The 17,553-nt window shown below is 52.4% G+C and carries 16 protein-coding genes; 11 read left to right on the top strand and 5 right to left on the bottom strand.

The genetic code is table 11. The features are described 5' to 3' along the window. Nucleotide 1: 1 nt before the first annotated feature. The 3 genes from VK738_21180 to VK738_21170 all read right to left on the bottom strand — a co-directional run bounded on the left by VK738_21180 (nucleotide 2) and on the right by VK738_21170 (nucleotide 7,524). A complete protein-coding gene (locus VK738_21180; GenBank protein HTD25176.1) occupies nucleotides 2-3,337 on the bottom strand; it encodes a malectin domain-containing carbohydrate-binding protein in 3,336 nt (1,111 codons plus the stop codon). A 382-nt stretch (nucleotides 3,338-3,719) separates the two neighbouring features. After that, entirely contained in the window at nucleotides 3,720-5,504 is a 1,785-nt protein-coding gene (locus VK738_21175; protein ID HTD25175.1) for a malectin domain-containing carbohydrate-binding protein, read from the bottom strand. Between the two features lie 1,594 nt (nucleotides 5,505-7,098). Then, the gene (locus VK738_21170; GenBank protein ID HTD25174.1) at nucleotides 7,099-7,524 is read right to left on the bottom strand and encodes a response regulator; all 426 of its coding nucleotides are present in this window, start codon (nucleotides 7,522-7,524) and stop codon (nucleotides 7,099-7,101) included. 421 nt (nucleotides 7,525-7,945) lie between these two features. Here VK738_21170 and VK738_21165 point away from each other — a divergent pair, with 421 nt between their 5' ends. From VK738_21165 to VK738_21135, 7 genes are all read left to right on the top strand, one after another. Next, nucleotides 7,946-8,320 carry a hypothetical protein gene (locus tag VK738_21165; GenBank protein ID HTD25173.1) on the top strand — a complete coding sequence of 125 codons (375 nt, stop codon included), beginning with the start codon at nucleotides 7,946-7,948 and terminating at the stop codon, nucleotides 8,318-8,320. A gap of 157 nt (nucleotides 8,321-8,477) precedes the next feature. Then, nucleotides 8,478-8,678 (top strand): cold shock domain-containing protein, encoded by a 201-nt coding sequence (locus tag VK738_21160; protein HTD25172.1) that lies wholly within the window; start codon nucleotides 8,478-8,480, stop codon nucleotides 8,676-8,678. Between the two features lie 113 nt (nucleotides 8,679-8,791). Next, nucleotides 8,792-9,001 (top strand): hypothetical protein, encoded by a 210-nt coding sequence (locus VK738_21155; protein HTD25171.1) that lies wholly within the window; start codon nucleotides 8,792-8,794, stop codon nucleotides 8,999-9,001. Between the two features lie 21 nt (nucleotides 9,002-9,022). Further along, nucleotides 9,023-9,400: an RNA-binding protein gene (locus tag VK738_21150; protein HTD25170.1), complete on the top strand. Its 378-nt coding sequence runs from the start codon at nucleotides 9,023-9,025 to the stop codon at nucleotides 9,398-9,400. 60 nt (nucleotides 9,401-9,460) lie between these two features. Further along, nucleotides 9,461-11,134 carry an RNA polymerase sigma factor RpoD gene (rpoD, locus tag VK738_21145; GenBank protein HTD25169.1) on the top strand — a complete coding sequence of 558 codons (1,674 nt, stop codon included), beginning with the start codon at nucleotides 9,461-9,463 and terminating at the stop codon, nucleotides 11,132-11,134. An 822-nt stretch (nucleotides 11,135-11,956) separates the two neighbouring features. Then, nucleotides 11,957-12,163, top strand: coding sequence for a hypothetical protein (locus VK738_21140; protein ID HTD25168.1), 207 nt, complete (start codon nucleotides 11,957-11,959; stop codon nucleotides 12,161-12,163). A 298-nt stretch (nucleotides 12,164-12,461) separates the two neighbouring features. Further along, nucleotides 12,462-13,328 carry a hypothetical protein gene (locus VK738_21135; GenBank protein ID HTD25167.1) on the top strand — a complete coding sequence of 289 codons (867 nt, stop codon included), beginning with the start codon at nucleotides 12,462-12,464 and terminating at the stop codon, nucleotides 13,326-13,328. 42 nt (nucleotides 13,329-13,370) lie between these two features. Here the strand turns inward: VK738_21135 and VK738_21130 are convergent, their stop codons facing one another. Further along, entirely contained in the window at nucleotides 13,371-13,724 is a 354-nt protein-coding gene (locus VK738_21130; GenBank protein HTD25166.1) for a DUF6804 family protein, read from the bottom strand. A gap of 82 nt (nucleotides 13,725-13,806) precedes the next feature. Beyond that, nucleotides 13,807-14,187 carry a hypothetical protein gene (locus VK738_21125; protein HTD25165.1) on the bottom strand — a complete coding sequence of 127 codons (381 nt, stop codon included), beginning with the start codon at nucleotides 14,185-14,187 and terminating at the stop codon, nucleotides 13,807-13,809. 614 nt (nucleotides 14,188-14,801) lie between these two features. On the opposite strand from VK738_21125, the gene VK738_21120 reads away from it, so the two are divergent. The 4 genes from VK738_21120 (at nucleotide 14,802) to VK738_21105 (ending at nucleotide 17,494) form a co-directional block, all read left to right on the top strand. Continuing rightward, nucleotides 14,802-15,455 carry a Crp/Fnr family transcriptional regulator gene (locus VK738_21120; protein ID HTD25164.1) on the top strand — a complete coding sequence of 218 codons (654 nt, stop codon included), beginning with the start codon at nucleotides 14,802-14,804 and terminating at the stop codon, nucleotides 15,453-15,455. Nucleotides 15,456-16,128: 673 nt separating this feature from the next. Further along, complete coding sequence (locus VK738_21115) at nucleotides 16,129-16,539, top strand: hypothetical protein (GenBank protein ID HTD25163.1); 411 nt, start codon at nucleotides 16,129-16,131, stop codon at nucleotides 16,537-16,539. Between the two features lie 127 nt (nucleotides 16,540-16,666). Further along, a complete protein-coding gene (locus tag VK738_21110; protein ID HTD25162.1) occupies nucleotides 16,667-17,110 on the top strand; it encodes a hypothetical protein in 444 nt (147 codons plus the stop codon). Between the two features lie 168 nt (nucleotides 17,111-17,278). Next, the gene (locus VK738_21105) at nucleotides 17,279-17,494 is read left to right on the top strand and encodes a hypothetical protein (GenBank protein ID HTD25161.1); all 216 of its coding nucleotides are present in this window, start codon (nucleotides 17,279-17,281) and stop codon (nucleotides 17,492-17,494) included. Nucleotides 17,495-17,553: the final 59 nt, after the last annotated feature.

Raw genomic sequence — 17,553 nt, 5'->3', positions numbered from 1 at the left:
TCTATTGGACCTCGATTCCACTAACCAGGGAGTTGTCCTTCACCGGAGTGAAGACGATCACGTACTGGCCGCTGGAATTTGCATTCTCCGTGAACTGCTCGATGACGGCCTTGTTTTTGGCGCCCGCGGTCGCGAAGATATCGAAGTTCGTCAATACCGCAGTGCCGTTGATGGTTACGTTGAAGATTCGGCTACCTGCCGTACCCCAGTAGGTTTCGGCAAAGTGCAACCGTACCGTATGGCTCGACCCAGCGGTGAAGCCGGGAATCGTGTAAGTGAAACTCGCAATGCGTCCGGTTTGATACACGGCCATGGGCGCCGGGTTCGTCACACCGCTCAGATCAATGGTGTTGGGATGATTGATGGTGGCGCCGCCAGCGAAGAACTCGTCGGCAACGAATGGACTCACCGCCGGCCCGCCGCAGTTGATCTGGAGGGCGGTGGCTGGCAGCGTGGTTGCACTGGCCTGGTTGGAGGCTGCCGATGTACCGGCCGTGTCCGTAGCCTCTACTAGATAGAAGTACGTAGTGTTTGCCGTCAGTCCAGTATTCGGGAAAGACGTCCCGCTCACACCGCTGGCGATCTGGTTGCTGCTGGAAGGTGTGAAGCCCGACGTAGTGCTGCGGAAAACGTTATAGGTGACCGTGCAGCCCGACGCTGTGCTCGCAGTCCAGCTCAAGTTGATCTGGCTGCTGGAAACCGCCGTCGCCCCCAGCGCAGTTGGTGTACTGGGCACTATCGTGCAAGAGGGAAGCGTGGTTGCGCTGGCCTGGTTGGATGCCGCCGATGTACCGGCCGTGTCCGTAGCCTCTACCAGATAGAAGTATGTAGTGTTGGCCGTCAGTCCCGTATTCGGGAAAGACGTCCCGCTCACACCGCTGGCGATCTGGTTGCTGCTGGAAGGCGTGAAGCCTGACGTGGTGCTGCGGAAAACATTGTAGCTAATCGTGCAGCCCGACGCCGTGCTCGCAGTCCAGCTCAAGTTGATCTGACTGCTGGAAACCGCCGTCGCCCCCAGCCCGCTTGGCGCGGTAGGCACTATCGTGCAACCACCGGCACCGGGAACGATTTCGATCCCGCTTATCAGCGAGCTGTTGACCAGCGCGTTGAATGTGATCGTGTAGACGCCGTTGGCATCTGCGTTCTCCGTGAACTCCTCGATCACGGCTTTGTTCTTGGCGCCCGCGGTGGCAAAGATATCGAAGTTGCTCAATACCTGAGTGGTGTTGATGAACACGTTAAAGGTGCGGGAGCCGGCAGTCGCGAAGAAGGTCTCGGCGAAGTGCAGCCGTACCTTCTGACTCGAGCCGGGAGCAAAGCCCGGGATGACGTAGCTGAAAGTCCCGATTCGCGCGGTCTGGTACACAGCCATGGGCGCTGGGTTGGTCACGCCGCTCAAATCGATGGTATTGGCATGGTTGATGGTAGTGCCGCCATTGAAATCCTCATCGGCAAAGAACGGACTCACCGCCGGCCCGCCGGCGTTGATCGCAATGTTCGTAATCGGCGGTCCGGTTGTGACCATGGCCTGGTTCGAGGGAGCGGATGCGCCTTTTGGATCATTGCCCTCCACTAGGTAAAAATAAGTAGTAGACGGCGTAGCCGTATTGTCCGAGAAAGTGGTGGTGAACACACTGCTCGCAACCTGATTGTTGCTCGAGGGTGTAAACCCGGGAGTCGTGCTGCGAAAGATGCTATAGCTCACGGTGCAGGGCGTCGCCGTGCTTGCCGTCCAGCTCAGGTTGACCTGGCTGCCGGAAGCTGCCGTCGCCGTCAGTCCGCTCGGTGCGGTGGGTATAGGACAATTGGTCGGAAACAGCCCATAGACGCAGAGTTGTCCGGTACCGGCGTTGGCTGCGCCGAAACTGCCCAGATACACCTTGCCGTTGGCAATTGTGGGATAGCCATTCTTAGCAAAGAGGTTGCAGCTATCCCGGGTGGCGTTCTGTTGGTTGTTATAAAGTTCTGTGGAAATCTTGTTGGCGTCGTACGCACGAAGGACGCCGGGCACCGAACCGTGATTGGCGTCGCCACTCAGGACCGCGTTGGCCCACACGATGCCGTTGGTGTTTCCGCTGGCCGAAATCGCAAGATAGGCTCCAGGTTCTCCGCCAATAAAATCTGGCCCGGTCTGAAAGTTCGGCAGGTTCAAGTTGTTCCCGTTGAACTGAAACGCCTTCAGGTTGTCACCTTGAGCCCACATGTAGACTTCGGGACCATTCACTCCGCTGTTCCAATACACAGGGCTTCCATGAAGAGCCGCTCCGAGCTTGATGGTCTGCACCGCGGTTCCGTCCCCCAGGTGTCCCAGACTGGCGGTATCAACCACATACCCCGTCGAAGATTTGCCGACCATGACCAGGCGGCCTCCCGGTGGAATCAACAGTGGTCCGGAGGTATCGAGGTCCAAATCGCCTCCATCGAGGGTGGCGTGGTTCCCAGCCGTAAACCAGTCAACCAATCCCAGGCTGCTGCTGAGCTTGATGAAGCTCTCGCTGAAATTCGAAACACCGTCCCAGGTCCCGTTGCTGGTTCCGAAATAAATGTTGCCGGCAGAATCCACCGCCGGCCCTTGTCCCGACATCCACAGGCTGTCGCCATTGCCCGTTGGGGAGGTATTAAAAACTGCCAGCTTCGCCAAGGTCGTGGGGTTGTAGGAAAAAAGGAATCCGTGATACGTCCCCATGTCGCAGTGCGAACTGAAGGGAATCAAGAGAGTGCCACTGGCCAGCGCCATCCCCGCCCGCTGGTTCTGCGCCAGGGCGCTGAAGCCGCTATTCGTGATCTGGACCGGGCTTCCGGCTTTGTCAGCTCCCGTGATGATATCGAGTGCGTGCAACATGAACGAAAAGGCACCGGCATTGTTGAGAGAATTCACCACGTAAAGTGTTCCGCTGGCAGGATCAATCACCGGCGTGCCGACGATTCCCGCGTTGCCGTTGATATCCACGCATCCGGCGCCGTAATTGGTGTTGGCGATCGGGGTCCCTAGATTTACGTGCCAGTACTGGGTCCCGCTGTCGGCGTCAAAGGCGTAGACGCTATTACTCGTCGTCCCAACGTAGACCACATTGTGCGTGCCCCCGCCAATGCTGACATTCGCCACGACCAGCGGCTCTGCGTAGATTTGGTTATCAACCGCAACCTTGAACTGCAGGCCAAACTGGGTAGCGTTCACGTTCAATGGCGTCAGCACGGTTTCGTTCAGGTTTTGCCCGGTTCGCCCAAGGTCGTTGTGCTGGGTTACGACGCTGACTTGGGCCGATGCGAGCAGATTGGCAAACAGCAGAAGTACAGCCAAACCGAAAAATAGCGAAGTTCCTCTCTCGTTTTTCACTTCGTATGTTCCTCCTCAGGCTTTCGTACTGGCTATGGGTTTACGTTGTGATTCGTTTTGCTTATGCAGGTCAATTTGCCTTGCTTATTTGTGGCATTTGTATCTCAAATGGAACCTAGCTCGATCAGGTGCGGCAGTGTGCTCTGCTTTCCGGGTGGAATCAAGTTTCATCGGGTTAAATTAACGCGTCGAAACGGTTAATTTAACCGAGTGGACTGCTGAAAGGTGGGCTTCGGCGCCACACTCAGAAAACAACGGGTGAATTTTCGATCTGGTTGTCTTTTCCCTAAATGGAAGATGTGTTGTACGACTGGACAATAAATTTATGTCCGGTTGTACAACAGGACGCCATGGAGAAACACTTTTATCAGCGCGCCAAGCCTTATTCCTCAGTTACCTCGACGGCGGTGACCAGGGCGTAGTTATTGATAGGAACAAATGTGAGGTTGATCTTGCCCTGGGGCGAAGCCGGTATATTGTGGAAAACCTTGACCACAGCCTGGTTTCCGACGCCGCCGGTCTCCTTGAGAATATCAAAGTCTTTCAAGAGCGTGGTACCGTTGCAATAAACATCAAATACTCGGCTTCCAATTCCGCCCACCGACTCGGGAGTGGCGAAGTAGGTCTCGGCAAAATACAGCGTGATGGCATAGTGGCCGCCTTCGGCCACCGGGATGGAATAGGTGAAATGTCCGAACCGTTGCGCAATATACAGCTCTGGATCTCCTGTACCTTCGATAGCCGTCTTTCGGGAAGACCTGCGGCCGCCGAGAAAGTACTGGTCCGGCATCCAGACATGGCCGAGTTGGTCGCGATAAGTTGTGTCACGCGCCGCTATGCGGACAGGAAGCATCTTGCCGGGAGTGCCCGGCAGAATTTCCAGGGCGTTTACGAAACTGGGGCCAGTGCCCTGAAAGGTCAACTGCAATATGCCGTCCTTCGCCGGAGAGATGTCCTTAAAAATCTTCATGGTGGCGGTATTCACGCCCTCGGCATCGGAAGCCACATCCAGCGTTGAAACCGGCAACCCATTGATGGCGAGACTGACGCTGCGCAGGGCCTCACTCTCAAAACCGGTCTCGGCGAAGTAGAGGTGCAGTTCGTAGGTTCCCGGACTTAGGGGAATCTCGTATACGAATTGGCCTTGCCGGCCGTTGCGAAAGATTTCCGGATCTTGTGTGCGCGCGATCTCGCGAGAATCGCGGCGAAAGGTTTCGCCGCCTTTAAAGTAGCGGTCTGACAGCCAAAGATGGCCGGCTTTGTCAACATAGTTGCCTTGATGATCGCCCGCCAAAATGCGTATTCCTTGGGCCTCTCCCAGCGCAACGGCAGCAGGGCCCGTTTTGTTTTGCGCCGCATCTCCCGCCTGCGAAACAACAGGTCCTGCCGTTCTGTTTTGAGTTGTATTTTTCCCATCGGTGGGGTGCGACCGGTCAATCGTTATCCATAGCAACCCGCCCACCAGTGCGGCGGCAGCCAATCCCACGGCAAGCCGCAACCAACTGGGTGAGAAGGGTTTTGATTTTTCCTCTTCTGCTCTGTCTCCTTCCAGATTTTCTTCCTCGCTACCCTCGCCTGCTAGCGTCAGCGCCTCATCTGTTAATTCTGCCTCCTGGGGCTCGTTGTGTTGCGGCTGGCCAGAGTCTGGATACAGCACAAATTTCGGAGTGTACTGTCCTGTGGGAATAATAATTTGGAGCCGGTGGCCACTCCCCTCACCGGCATAGAACTGCTTGAGCCGTTTCCTCAGATGGTGGGTATCAACCCGTACCACGGCATTAAGCTGCGGATCAAACTCGGTATCGCGTCCAAGCACATCCACGGCGATGCTGTATTCTTTGAGCTCGCCACCTTCACCACTGAAATACTTATCGCAGAGGTAGGTCAGCAGACGGGAAAGCTTCGGCGAGCGCTTGAATATCTCCGTTCCCAGCACGCTTGCAAGTTCAGCCCTCTCCTGTTCCCTCGTAGGTTGGCCTGCGGCTTCCGCGTCTGATGATAAGGAAGAATCTGCGCTGGAAGCTGTCACTTTAGAATGCGCAACAAGGGATGGACCGTCCGGGTCGTGTAATGTGGCTCGGTCGGAACCCACATTTTTGTGGCTCTGAGCGGCATTGCCAGACTCTTGCACAGCATTACCCAATTGATGATTATCAGGTTTTTGCATACCAGGCAGCTTCTAGCGGATGAGCATATCACAGGGGAATCTACTGATACATAGGGGGTGTGTACTACTGGATTTAACAGTTTTAACGTGGCAGCCTGCGATTTAACGCCCCCAACCCTTGGGTGAATTTCTCTGGATAGTTAGTGGAATACCTTAGAGGCACGCTAATCATAGCGGGGATGGGCTCAGTAATTTAGGCGTCATCGTGGCCTGTGTGTGTGAGCGATCAAACTGGGGCAGTTACCTTAAACTGTACGTACCCCGTCGGCATTCCCGAACTGGGGCATCACCCCAAACTACGGACAGTGAACTTTACTGGCTGACCGAGAGAAGAGGCATCCGCGGAAGCCGAAACACTGGTCGAACTGCCATCTTGGTTCCAGATCACCATTGCCCCAACCATAGATTCCGTTCCCGCTCTCATGCTTCCAATTCGATTCGTCCAGCGGACCAGGCCGTTAAATTCATAGCTCAATATTAAGGTCCACGTTTTGAGCAGCGCCAGAGTGCACCAGAAATAATGACACCACTTTGAGTGTCAACTGAATGCATGCTACCGTTCACGCACAAGGGTTCCCGCTGCTGCTCCCCAAGAGCAGTCAAGTTTCATTCGGTTAACTTAACCGTTGAATCAGCAAATTTAACGGGCCGAAACTTGATTGTCGGATGACTAAGCCCTATGATTCGGGACGCTTTAGATTCAAACATTCAAGGAGGAAGACAGAATATGACTTGGCAAAAACCGGAGTTTGAAGAAATCTTGTTGAATTGCGAGATTAACTCTTACGCGCCCGCCCAACTGTGAACTGCTGCAAGGCATATGACAATCTCGGGTCCCCGCCGGGGGGAGGATTCCTAATGCGCAATTGCGCCTGCAGGGAATAGCTCTCCCTGGCAAACATGATCTGTGCTACGGCACGAACCAGCATTTTTGCCCGGTAGGATCCACCTGAACATTGCTGATCGTGGATCTGCACAACGAAAGCGCTGGAAGATCTAAGGAGAATTACTTATAGAGGCATAGAGGCAACGGCGCCGACGAAAGCCATCCGGCTACAAGAAAGCCATCCGGCTACAAGAAGACGAGATTCAAGGAAAAGTGAGGAGACTAGCTGGCGTGACTTTGAGAGCACTGCCAGGCGAGGGTCTTTGCTTAGACCGACGCGGCCTCATGGCAAACGAATGCCGCTGAATATTCAGCATTGAGGGTTTGTTTCCGAAGCCCTCGCGCAGGACCGGTGAGTGGCTCAAAGGCGAAATATTTAGGCCCAGGATTTCTGGTCCACGAAGCTCTCTTCCAAATGTGCTCCATTAAAGACCCATGGATATCGTCGCTCTCTTCGAAGCAGATCCAATTCTTATCTGTGAATATGGCATAAACGCCTGAGACTTTTGGCGCATGCATGTAAACAGACGATACCGTAAAGGGAATACCTACACTTCCGTTCCAGGGCATTGTTACCTCCAAACAACGATTCAAGTAAATAATGAGGTTGAAACATATGTCCGAAGTTATGTCTCGAAGCTATGTTTCAAAACCATGTTCGTTCGGCCAAGCGTAAAGCTTGACAATCTCCGCAACTTCGACGAGGCATCAAGCTGCTAAAAACGTCCGGACTCTTTCAACAAAATCTGCTGGGTCATCCCGTTTTGGAATTGAATCAATCAGGGTGATAACGGGGTGGTGATGCAACGAATTGTTAATTAAAAAAGCGACCCGCTGCAACGGATTAGAGCGTTTGATCCGGTTCCAAAGTTGTAACTCTGCGCCACGTTCCTCGCTCAAAGCCAGAAGCACCAAGTCAGGCTGCTCGGTTCGGCAGAAAAGATATGCGTCTTCCAGATTGGCAGTCAATTCCACGTCATATCCATGCGTATGCAGCATAATGGCCCGGATTTGTTTTTCACGCGGGCTATTGTCAATGAGCAAAATCCTGCTGCGGCTTGCCGAGCGAGTTCGTAATTTGGTCATCAATAGCTTTTCAGTTTGCCCTTTTGGCAATCGCCAGAGATTTGTCATTCACTGCACTGAGTGAGTCATTAATGGTCTCTGGCACCGAAGCGCCGGGACGGTGGAGCTGGGTAATAGACGCCGAAACGATCCGGCAAAGCAGGAAACGATTAGGCACCTTTATGGAAGCCGTAAAAACCAGGCCAGATCGCATGTGGCACCTCGCAATGCAAATGGGCTGCATCGACGAAGGCCCGACTGATAGGGACCGTGTCTCCGGGAAGTAGCTGTTCGCAACTATACTGTTTCCCACACTGAAACTCAACACAATTAGTGCTGGCATTCGCTCTGGTTCGGGCGTATACTTGAGTTGTCTCTTACGCATCCTTCCGAGATACCCCCTCCAAACGGTACTTTGCGCAATCTGACGGAATCATCTTCAGATGGTGCTAGAGCGCCTCCCACTCTTCCAAGATAAGGAGCATTCGTCATGTCATCAGGAATCAAGAACGGAACTATCATGATCGAGGAAGGCATAACCTTGCCGGAATCGTTCAACCTGGAAAGCGAACCCTATTCCAAGGGTTGGAGGGTTGTAACCAATTTTGAAGGGCACAGATTAGATAAGTATTTGCGCAAGATCGGGTGGACTTTTTTCTATATGGCCGCACCTGTGAGAGTGTCTGTCTTAGGGTTCGGAAAGGACCGGACTTTCCGCAGGGCATTCCGCAAGATCGTGGAAACTGGCCGGGAGTTGAAGTTCAACTGCCTGGAAATCACCGAGGCGGTTCCAAAACACTTTCTGGGCTTCGAGTACGTTTACATAGCCGGCCATGCCAGGAACATTATGCCGAACTGCTCCTAACCTCCTAAGAACTAAGGAACCGGGGGGACTATTGTGCTATGATCAAAGCACGTCAAATTGAATTGGTTGTGAGCAGTTCTTGTCTGATCAGCAGCCCCTGCCCTGCAGTATCCTCCGACTCATTTCAACGTAAATCGAAACAAAGGAAAAGAAACACATGGAACAAGGTACAGTGAAGTGGTTTAACGACTCCAAAGGGTTTGGCTTTATCAGCCGCCAGAGTGGCGAAGATGTTTTCGTGCATCACACGGCCATCCAGAGCAATGGATTTCGCAGTCTGCAAGAAGGCCAGGCCGTTCAATTCAACGTTGTCAAAGGGCCTAAGGGACTCCAGGCCGAGAATGTACAGCCCCTTTAATCGCTAGCTTTTGAGGCGATTGCATGTCAGTCGCCTCTCTACTTTAGCTCTCCGGACTTCTTTCGTTTTCTTCTATGACAGCGGGTCGTCCAATCCCAGGATTAGGAGGATGTATGTCCGGCAGACCTGGCAGCACCTTCGGTAAACTTCAGAGAGAACGCGCCCGAAAGCAGAAACAGCTCGAAAAACTAGTCCGCAAACAGCAGCGCAAGCTCGAGAAGCAGACCGCTGTCGTGGGCTTGGAGAGCTCCGAGGAATTCATTGGGGAGGCAGCCTCCGATGATGTTCCCACAAAGGCGCCCGCTGATTCTGATGGTCAATGAGGGATTAAGAAGCGTTAGCCTGTGAAAGTTTTTGCCGAAACGACTGAAAATCTCATCATGAGCGGCCTTCATTGGCGAATCGTAAATCCGGAGAAGATAGCCATGAAAAGAATCTACGTCGGAAATTTGAATTTGCTGACCAATGCGAATCAGGTGCAGACACTATTTGAAAGCTACGGGAGAGTACTCAGGGCCGGAATCATGCGTAGCCATAACACCGGGAGCTCACTCGGGTTTGCCTATGTGCTCATGAGCAACGACCGTGAGGGAAATGAAGCCATCCAAAAGCTCAATGGCGCAAACCTGGATGGCCGGCCGATGGATGTGCAAGAAGCGTTTCCCCCCGAACGTACTAAAAATGAAAGTCGTTTTCATGGTATGGAATTACGCTCACGTTGATCAATTCCAAATACGAACACCATAGATTCGAAGCACGAGCATTAAGGATCGGGGGAAGGCATTAAAAAATTCATTCATGCAGAGAAAGACAAAGACCATCTCAAGTACAACGAGATGAATGGCCTGATTTCGCACGACTCTTCTTCTCCTGAAGATTTGGATGACCTTCTCATCACTATAGGTAGCCAGGGCATTGACGTGCTTGAGCGCCAACCTGTCCTGCCGTCTATGGCCCGCGCAAGAGGGTTTGACCAGGAAGATACCGCGGCCGGCGATGAAGTCGAGCTTGACTTGACGGCCGGCGCTCTTGATAAGACCGACGACCCCATACGCATTTATTTGCGGCAGATGGGCATGGTGGATCTGCTCACTCGCGAAGGTGAGGTTGATCTTGCGAAGCGCATCGAGCGCGGGCACTTGTGCGTGCTCAAAGCGCTTTCCCGCTCACCTGTCGTGATTCGTCATGTCATCACGATCGGTGAGAATCTAAAGCGTGGCGTAGGTTCCATCAAAGAGATCGTCGTTTTCGATGAGGAAGAGATCACCGAAGAAGTTTTGCAGAAGCGCCTTAAGCATCTCATCCCCCGCTTCGACGAGTTGCAAAAGCGCTACCAAAAAGCCAATCTCCTTGCTGAAAAATTGCGCACGATCAAAGCAAGAAACAAGACATCCGCATACCGCCGCTGCCGTCACCGCTTGGCCCGTGAAATCGTTGGCATCTCGCGCCTCATCCGCAACCTGGGATTCACCAAATCCGAGCTGATGCGTCTGGCTGATCGAGTGACCAAAACCGTGGACGTCATGCGCTCACTCGAATACGAGCTCAGCAAGTTGGAAAAAAAGATTGCCGGCACGCGCAGCGAAGAACTCCAAAAAGAATACCGTAAGTCCCAGCGGCAGTATCGTCAGGATCTGGAACGACTGGAAAGCGACGCCGGAGTGAGCTTCCACGACTTGCAGCACACCAAACGCAAAATCATCCAGGCAACGGTGGACGCAGATCAGGCGAAACATGAACTTATTGAAGCCAACTTACGCCTGGTTGTTTCCATCGCCAAGAAATACATGAACCGGGGGCTTCATTTCCTCGACTTGATCCAGGAAGGCAACCTGGGGGTCATGAAGGCGGTTGATAAGTTCGAATACCGCCGTGGTTATAAGTTTTCGACCTATGCCACCTGGTGGATTCGCCAGGCCATCTCCCGCGCCATTGCCGACCAGGCGCGCACCATCCGCCTGCCCGTGCATATGTACGAGGTCGTGAACAAAGTAAATCGTATCTCGCGAAAATTGCTGCAGGAACTGGGCCATGAGCCTACGACGGAAGAGATTGCCCGGCATATAGACATTCCTGCCGCCAAAGTGCGCAAGGCCTTGAAGATTGCACAACTGCCGGTCTCGCTGGAAACGCCGATCGGCGAGGACGGCAATACCAGCCTCGGTGATCTCATCGAAAACCGCAATGAAGTGTCGCCGGCAGACGCCGTCATCAAAGTGGACCTGCAGGAACAGACTGCCCACGTGCTGCATACCCTTACGGCCCGGGAAGAGAAGGTGGTCAGGATGCGCTTTGGTCTGGAAGATGGCTCCGAACACACACTGGAAGAAGTTGGCAAGACATTTGCCCTCACCCGCGAACGTATTCGTCAAATCGAAGCCAAGGCCCTGCGAAAACTTCGCAGGCCGGCGCACTCCCATAAACTTAAGGCATTTCTAGACGATGGACACAAATAACGTCGGACTTCAACTGCAGATCGGCGGAGAAAGGGCCTTACCTAAGCCGAGTGTATCGGAGCTTTTCTTGCGCACTCAGGCCGCGACCAATCGGAAAGCGGGATGATTCTGGAACCTCTCTGGCTTTGACTCAATGTCGGCCGAAAAGACATCCAGCCCAGAGTATTCTCCTTCACCCTGGCACTTGTAACAACGCGCATCGAATCGAACCGGGGGCTGATACTGTTGCTGCCTCTGGTCTATCGTCTTCAGTTCGACCAGAGGTATGAGCTCAGCGTTCTGGCAGCTTTGACACCTCACGCAGAGGAAACGATTCTCTTCCATAATGAAAATCCAATATAGAGTGATTCTTTGTAGATATGTCCAGACCGCAAAAGAAAACTGAGGAGCGGGCTTTAGGAAGCACTCGTATGAGCCCGTTGATTATGTCACAGAAGTATCCTCAATGAAACAGATCAAGCAGGGAGTAGAGCTTGTTTCATAAATAGGGTTGTGTCGGCGCACGGATTTATCAGTGCCGTTGACCAAGCCGGCGGTTTGATCATATTCCAATCAGGCGAAAGAGAGTAAACTAGTGTGAACACCTGCTCTCTGCAAACTGAATCGACAGGCGGCGTCATCGTGCAAGACGTTCTGCCGAGAGCGGTCATGGGAACGTCATAAGAAATAATTGAAGATGTGTTTCACGCAATTTGCTGGGAGCAAGGCGCTGTTACCGCCCATTTCTTCTGCTTTCTGCCAGATCGGACCACCTATCAAGTCTGGGCTGAAATCGTGATCCTATGAACTGCGAAAAAGAAGAGGCCACAATGGAGAGCCACAATGGCAAGAAACTTAACCTGGGCAGATGAGAAGAGCTTTCGCGACCCATCCTGCGACAATTGCGGGTGGGTGTATGTCAGCTTTGCCATGATCGCGGGCGAAAGGATTTCCAGAGAACAGGCCAGAAAAGCCTATCAGGATAAGGTGCGCGTAGAGTTCCAAAAACATGAATGCGCCAAATACCCGCGCAAACCCGAAAATCAGTGATCGGGTATGCGATCTGCCGTTGGCAAACTGCTATGAAGCGTGCAATAACCCCGGGGCCTCTCTCAACGATGGCCGTTGCTTGTTAGCTCAATAACAAATGTGAGCGGTTTTGAGCAGATTGCTTGCCTTTCTGAATTTACAATCCAATTTACACGTGAATCCATAGGTGTTTTGGGGAAAGCGATTCCCGGATCCATCTATCCATCTGAACATCTGGCGAGGTTGACGTTTGGGTGACCCGCAAAAAACTGGACTCCAATCCTAAACAGAACTTCAAAGCTGCGAAAGGCGGCGAACAATGAAAATTAGCATCCGAAGATGTCTTTGGTTTCTGGTAGTTTGCTTTGGCCTGTCGCGGGTTCCGGCAGTTGGGCAATCGGCCGAGTCTGCCCGCGAGCAGAATCTCTCCGCTTGTAAAAGCGCCTTGGGGTTGTGTGATCGCTCTAAACTGACTCCGTCGGAGCTAAGCGAGGTGGCCTTCGTCGAGCATCAGCGCGATGTCTCCAACTGCAGGGATAGTGAGAGATTTTGCGACCATTCCAAATTGACTCAGCCGGAAGCGAACGCGTTAGCTGTCGCCGAATACCGGCATAACATCTCCGACTGTATGGACGGTATGGGGTCTTGCGATCACTCCAAGTTGACCCTGTCCGAAGCGCAGGATGTGGCTGTTGCTGAACACCAGCGTAATATCTCGAACTGCAGTGAGGGCTGGGAAGCCTGCGATCATTCCAGACTGACTCAGGCGGAAACAAAGGAGGTGGCCGTCGCCGACCGTCGGCGCAATCTCTCCAACTGTACGGAAGGTATAGAATCTTGCGACCATTCCAAACTGACGCTATCGGAAGCCAGGAATGTGACGGTCGCCGAACATCAGCGTAACCTCTCCAATTGCAGGGAGGATTGGGGTTCTTGCGACCCCTCAAAACTGACTTCATCCGAAGCAACGGCAGTAGCCAGGGCTGAACATCAGCGCAATCTATCGAATTGCAAGAAGGGTGGAGCGTCATGCGACTACTCCAGACTCACCGAACTGGAAGCCAATGCACTGACTGTTGCGGAGCACCAGCGCAACTACGCGGCATGTCTCAAAGGATACGGTTATTGCGATCGCTCTCAGCTCACACCGTCCGAAGTGGACACGATTCCACCGAACGCACGTTAGCGCCTCGGTAAAGTGATCGTCGACCCTCCTGAAGTTGGTTTTTTACAATGACTGGTTTCGCGGACCGGAGTCGGTAATGGAAACAACAGAAAGTCGCGGGCTCGTCTTCAACAAAGCCAGAGAGACCAGAAACATGGTGAGGCATACTGCATCCAACCAGAGAAAAATACCACGTGAAAACGCAACCGGTAAGACGGGGTTAAAGAGTACAGCAATTCCGAAAAACCCGGCGGCCCACAAGCGTTGTCTCTCTCGAATCGCCTGCACGAACACCAGCCCAGCGCCTGCACATACGATGAACTGCACCGCTATTCTGAACTCTACAGAAGAATGCCAGGAAAAAACCGCCACGATCAAGGCCACAACAGAAGCCCACTTCATGATTTCCGTCAACATGAGAACCTCGATTCTCTGACTCCGCACGTAAAAAAACGGGGAGGATGGAGTTAACCTCCCCCTTGGAAAAAACCTTGCTGCCTTAGGCCACTGCTACGCTGGCTTTTGCCACGCCTGCAGTTGCTACACCCGCTGCAACTGGGCTTGGTGCTGCTCCGGCAGCGATCTTATGGAAAGTCGAGTGAACGACCTCGGAGATGCGAACGTTGGGCGTTCCATCAATTACTTTTGCCAGCAGCTTCAGCACTTCTGGGTAGGTCGTGCGGTTGTAATTTTCCGCGTTTTCTTTGTTATCCCACAGGCTAATCGCAATCACGTCAGCTCCGCCGGGAATGGAGAATGTAATTTCGTCCTGAAAGCCTTTCTGCTTGCGCAGCACAGGGACTACTTCTTTCTCAAAAGTCTCGGTAAAAGCGGCAAGCGTATTAGGCTTCAGATGGATGGAGATATTGCGTGCAAACATGTCAACCTCCTTCAAGGGGTTGTTGTTAGCTAAGAGGGAGAGCTTCAGATGGACTGACTTAGTTCAGAGGACCTGAAAGAGGAGAAGAGGTGCTTTACCCCATAGATGATGCTATCTGAATTCTTGCTGCGTTGTCAATAGCTGTAAGAAAACCCAGCAGGCATGAATTATTCTAATTGCTGTATAGAGGCAGAGGTTCTGAAAATTGATTTCTGATGGATGCCGCCAAACGTCGAATTCAGAAGAAGGTCAGATACAGCCGCCATTGGATCGACAACCTGGCGACAGTTTTTTCTGTTTGCCCGCGAACTGTAAAAATGGAAGAGAAATAGTAAGCCAGGTCAAGCACGATATAACTGAATACCCAAGTGAGTTCCTCATGCCGAGGCTCAAAAGTCCAAGAACGAAAAGAATAACAAGAATTGTTCGAAACATGTGCGCCACCTGTACTCACGGAGAGCACCCGCATCTAGAGTAATTTTACGAAAGCCAGGGTTGCCCCGTCTGTTCACAAATGCTCACATTTGAACTGAAAACAGTGGTTCCGGACGCAAATTCCTTGGCGCTGGGCGTAAAATTCCTATAAATACGGTTTATCTAGATACCGGAGGGACATGCCCGCAATCCGAGTTCCGTCATTTGATCCAAAGGTTTTTCTCGCCAGTATTGGCCGTGGAAGGCGGATCCTGGAATTTCGCAAGAAACGGCCCATTTTTACCCAGGGTGAGCCCGCGAACGCCGTATTTTATCTGCAAAAAGGCAGGGTAAAGCTTACGGTCGTCTCCGCGCGCGGCAAAGAAGCCACAATCGGGATGCTCGCCGCAGGAGACTTCTTTGGCGAAGGATGCATTGCAGATCAGCCTCTTCGCATGACAACCGCGAGCACAATGACCGATTGCACCGTGGTCAGAATTGAAAAGAAGGCGATGATGCAGGTGCTCCACCAACAACGCACATTTTCTGACTTGTTTGTGGCATACCTGGTGTCGCGCAATATCCGGTTCGAGGCGGATCTGGTTGATCAGCTTTTCAACTCAAGCGAAAAGCGGCTGGCCCGGATTCTGCTGCTGCTTGCCCGTTTTGGGAAGGAAGGAAAACCGGAGGCGTTAGTCCCTAAAATAAGCCAGGAAACTCTTGCCGAAATGGTCGGCACAACCCGCTCACGCGTGAGCTTCTTCATGAACAGGTTCAGAAAATTGGGATTTGTCCAGTATAACGGCGGGTTGTACGTGCATAGTTCTCTTCTCAACATCATTCTGCATGACTGAGCTTCTGGTCCCTGCGGCGGGGTGGGCAGTATAGACCACCTGCTTCTTTACTTTCTTTGGGCGTCTTTTATGTTTCTTGGGTCTTCTGGGCATGCTGAATAGTCCCAGATCTGGCGAATGGATACTGTTCTAAATTGCACAGTTAATTGATCCGCGGGTGCGATAGCCTAACCGCATGATTTTGGCTCATACCTCTGAGATAAGAAAACAGTACCTGCACCTCTCAGCTCACCATTGTGAGAAGTGCAAAGGTCCGGTTGTCACTGCCTGGCTTGCTGTACGCGAGAAGGAAATTGAAAGAGAAACTCAAATTAGAACAATAGGGGTAGTTTGTGTTTCTTGCGGCAATAAGCAAGAACACATGATGAGGCCCGATACCACAAGCCAGTTCCCGCCGGTGGAATGGGAATAATGGTTATCTGAAAAAGCCGGCCTTGCACAAGCCTCCGTGAGCGCATCCTCGATACATGTTTAAAGATATCCTGAAGCGCAAGAAGATTTTCATCCACCCGATGGGCGCGACCATAATGTTCACTTTTGACCATTTCTGTACCTTCCACTGAGAGTACCCTGGAGATGTCGGATTGTAACGAGGACGGCTTACGTCCCGGTTACGTCGCGAAGTTTTCGGCAATGTTCGTTAAAGGAAACTTGATGCATCCGGGGAGGCAATATGGAATTTGAAACGGCGCTTGGACTAGCGGTTATTTCTTGTTGGGAAGACATGGTCAAGCCAAATGAAGATTGCGCAATACATATCGAATATCCGAACGTGGCCGGAAACCTGGTTGAATCATTGAAGGTCTGGACGGTAACGCACGGGCATTGGACATTAGTGTGCGACTATTCGACCATCGTGTCTCGCACCTTCCCGGTTCTCGGGGTCCACTTCGAGAACTCGTTTCATTCGGAAATGCTGGCACGGAACCTTGCTTTCATCATGGAGCATCAGCGTCAACTCACCCGCCGGGCGGCAGGCAGTTCTGAGAATGGTATCGTCCAAGTTTCGCTTCCCAATAGCGTAGAACGGGCCAACGCGGCAGCCTGGAGTGCAGCGATGACGGCCGGTCGTGTGGCCGCATAGGCAAACAAAACTAAATGGGGTGGTCCAGATAATAGAACACGCACCAGCCCACGCACGCGATTTCACTCCTGCCGTGTTGCCGGTACTGAGGTGGAGCTTCGAGTGGTAGACAGGAAAGGCAGGAAGTATGGAATTCGAAAAGGCCATTGCGCTAGCAATGATGTCATCCTGGGATGAGCTGGTTAAATCCAACGATGAAAATTGCACTCTACGTGTTGAATACCGTGACATATCAGGCACGTCGCTGGAATGCCTCAAGGTGTGGTTCGTGAGGAAGAACGGGCTCTGGGTGCTGGTGTGTAACTACTCAATCAAGGCATCGCACTCTTCTCAAGATCTTCGTTTTAGCTTCGCAAACTCCTACCAGTCGGAGGCCTTAACCCAGAGTATTGATTACATCATGCAAAATCAGCTTCGCTTCAGTCGCCGCGCAGCCGGTAGTTCTATGAAAGGCATGGTCGAAGTTGGGCCTCCCAATCAAGAAGAACGCGCCAACGCGGTCACTTGGAGAAAAGCAATTACGGATAATCTTGCAAAAGAGAAGTCCACACCGTATGCCAAACGAAATTGACAACGGCCCCAATCTTGATCATGCAGGAGTTATCTTCGTGGCGTCCGGTTGACAATCTCAGCGCCGAAGACTAGGGTGAAAGTTGAGCACATTGTTCCTCTGCTCTTCAGATTTCCTGAACTAAGTCAGCCCATCTGAAGTTCGCCCTCTTAGACGACCGAGCATACTATGGCGAAACGACGTGGAAATCCGAACTGGTGTAACCCGCAGCCGTTCGAATCATTTGTGATGCCCAGTGCGTTTGAACAAACGGTCAAAGTTTTCAAACTGTCGCCCGAGCAATATGTTGATTCTGTGGCCCTGAAGGAATGGGTGCGGGCCAACAAGCACAACAAGTTTGTGCCCGAACAATTGCTTGAAGCCTGGGGCTTCGATCCGACGTGAACTCCGCTGGTTTGATTCTCCGAGATCTGGCCGTCATTAAGCCCAAATGAAGAAAACAA

Source organism: Terriglobales bacterium (assembly GCA_035487355.1).
In the GTDB taxonomy this organism is placed as follows: Bacteria; Acidobacteriota; Terriglobia; order Terriglobales; family Acidobacteriaceae; genus QIAW01.
The sequence above is the reverse complement of the archived record's forward strand: the minus strand, read 5'-3'. Positions and strand labels throughout refer to the sequence as shown.

Coding starts and splice junctions, on each gene's coding strand:
- VK738_21175 (HTD25175.1), bottom strand. CDS start 5,504: ATGCAAAAACCTGATAATCATCAATTGGGTAATGCTGTGCAAGAGTCT.
- VK738_21170 (HTD25174.1), bottom strand. CDS start 7,524: ATGACAAATCTCTGGCGATTGCCAAAAGGGCAAACTGAAAAGCTATTG.
- VK738_21125 (HTD25165.1), bottom strand. CDS start 14,187: ATGTTTGCACGCAATATCTCCATCCATCTGAAGCCTAATACGCTTGCC.
- VK738_21165 (HTD25173.1), top strand. CDS start 7,946: ATGTCATCAGGAATCAAGAACGGAACTATCATGATCGAGGAAGGCATA.
- VK738_21130 (HTD25166.1), bottom strand. CDS start 13,724: ATGTTGACGGAAATCATGAAGTGGGCTTCTGTTGTGGCCTTGATCGTG.
- VK738_21110 (HTD25162.1), top strand. CDS start 16,667: ATGGAATTCGAAAAGGCCATTGCGCTAGCAATGATGTCATCCTGGGAT.
- VK738_21140 (HTD25168.1), top strand. CDS start 11,957: ATGGCAAGAAACTTAACCTGGGCAGATGAGAAGAGCTTTCGCGACCCA.
- VK738_21120 (HTD25164.1), top strand. CDS start 14,802: ATGCCCGCAATCCGAGTTCCGTCATTTGATCCAAAGGTTTTTCTCGCC.
- VK738_21135 (HTD25167.1), top strand. CDS start 12,462: ATGAAAATTAGCATCCGAAGATGTCTTTGGTTTCTGGTAGTTTGCTTT.
- VK738_21105 (HTD25161.1), top strand. CDS start 17,279: ATGGCGAAACGACGTGGAAATCCGAACTGGTGTAACCCGCAGCCGTTC.
- VK738_21155 (HTD25171.1), top strand. CDS start 8,792: ATGTCCGGCAGACCTGGCAGCACCTTCGGTAAACTTCAGAGAGAACGC.
- VK738_21160 (HTD25172.1), top strand. CDS start 8,478: ATGGAACAAGGTACAGTGAAGTGGTTTAACGACTCCAAAGGGTTTGGC.
- VK738_21115 (HTD25163.1), top strand. CDS start 16,129: ATGGAATTTGAAACGGCGCTTGGACTAGCGGTTATTTCTTGTTGGGAA.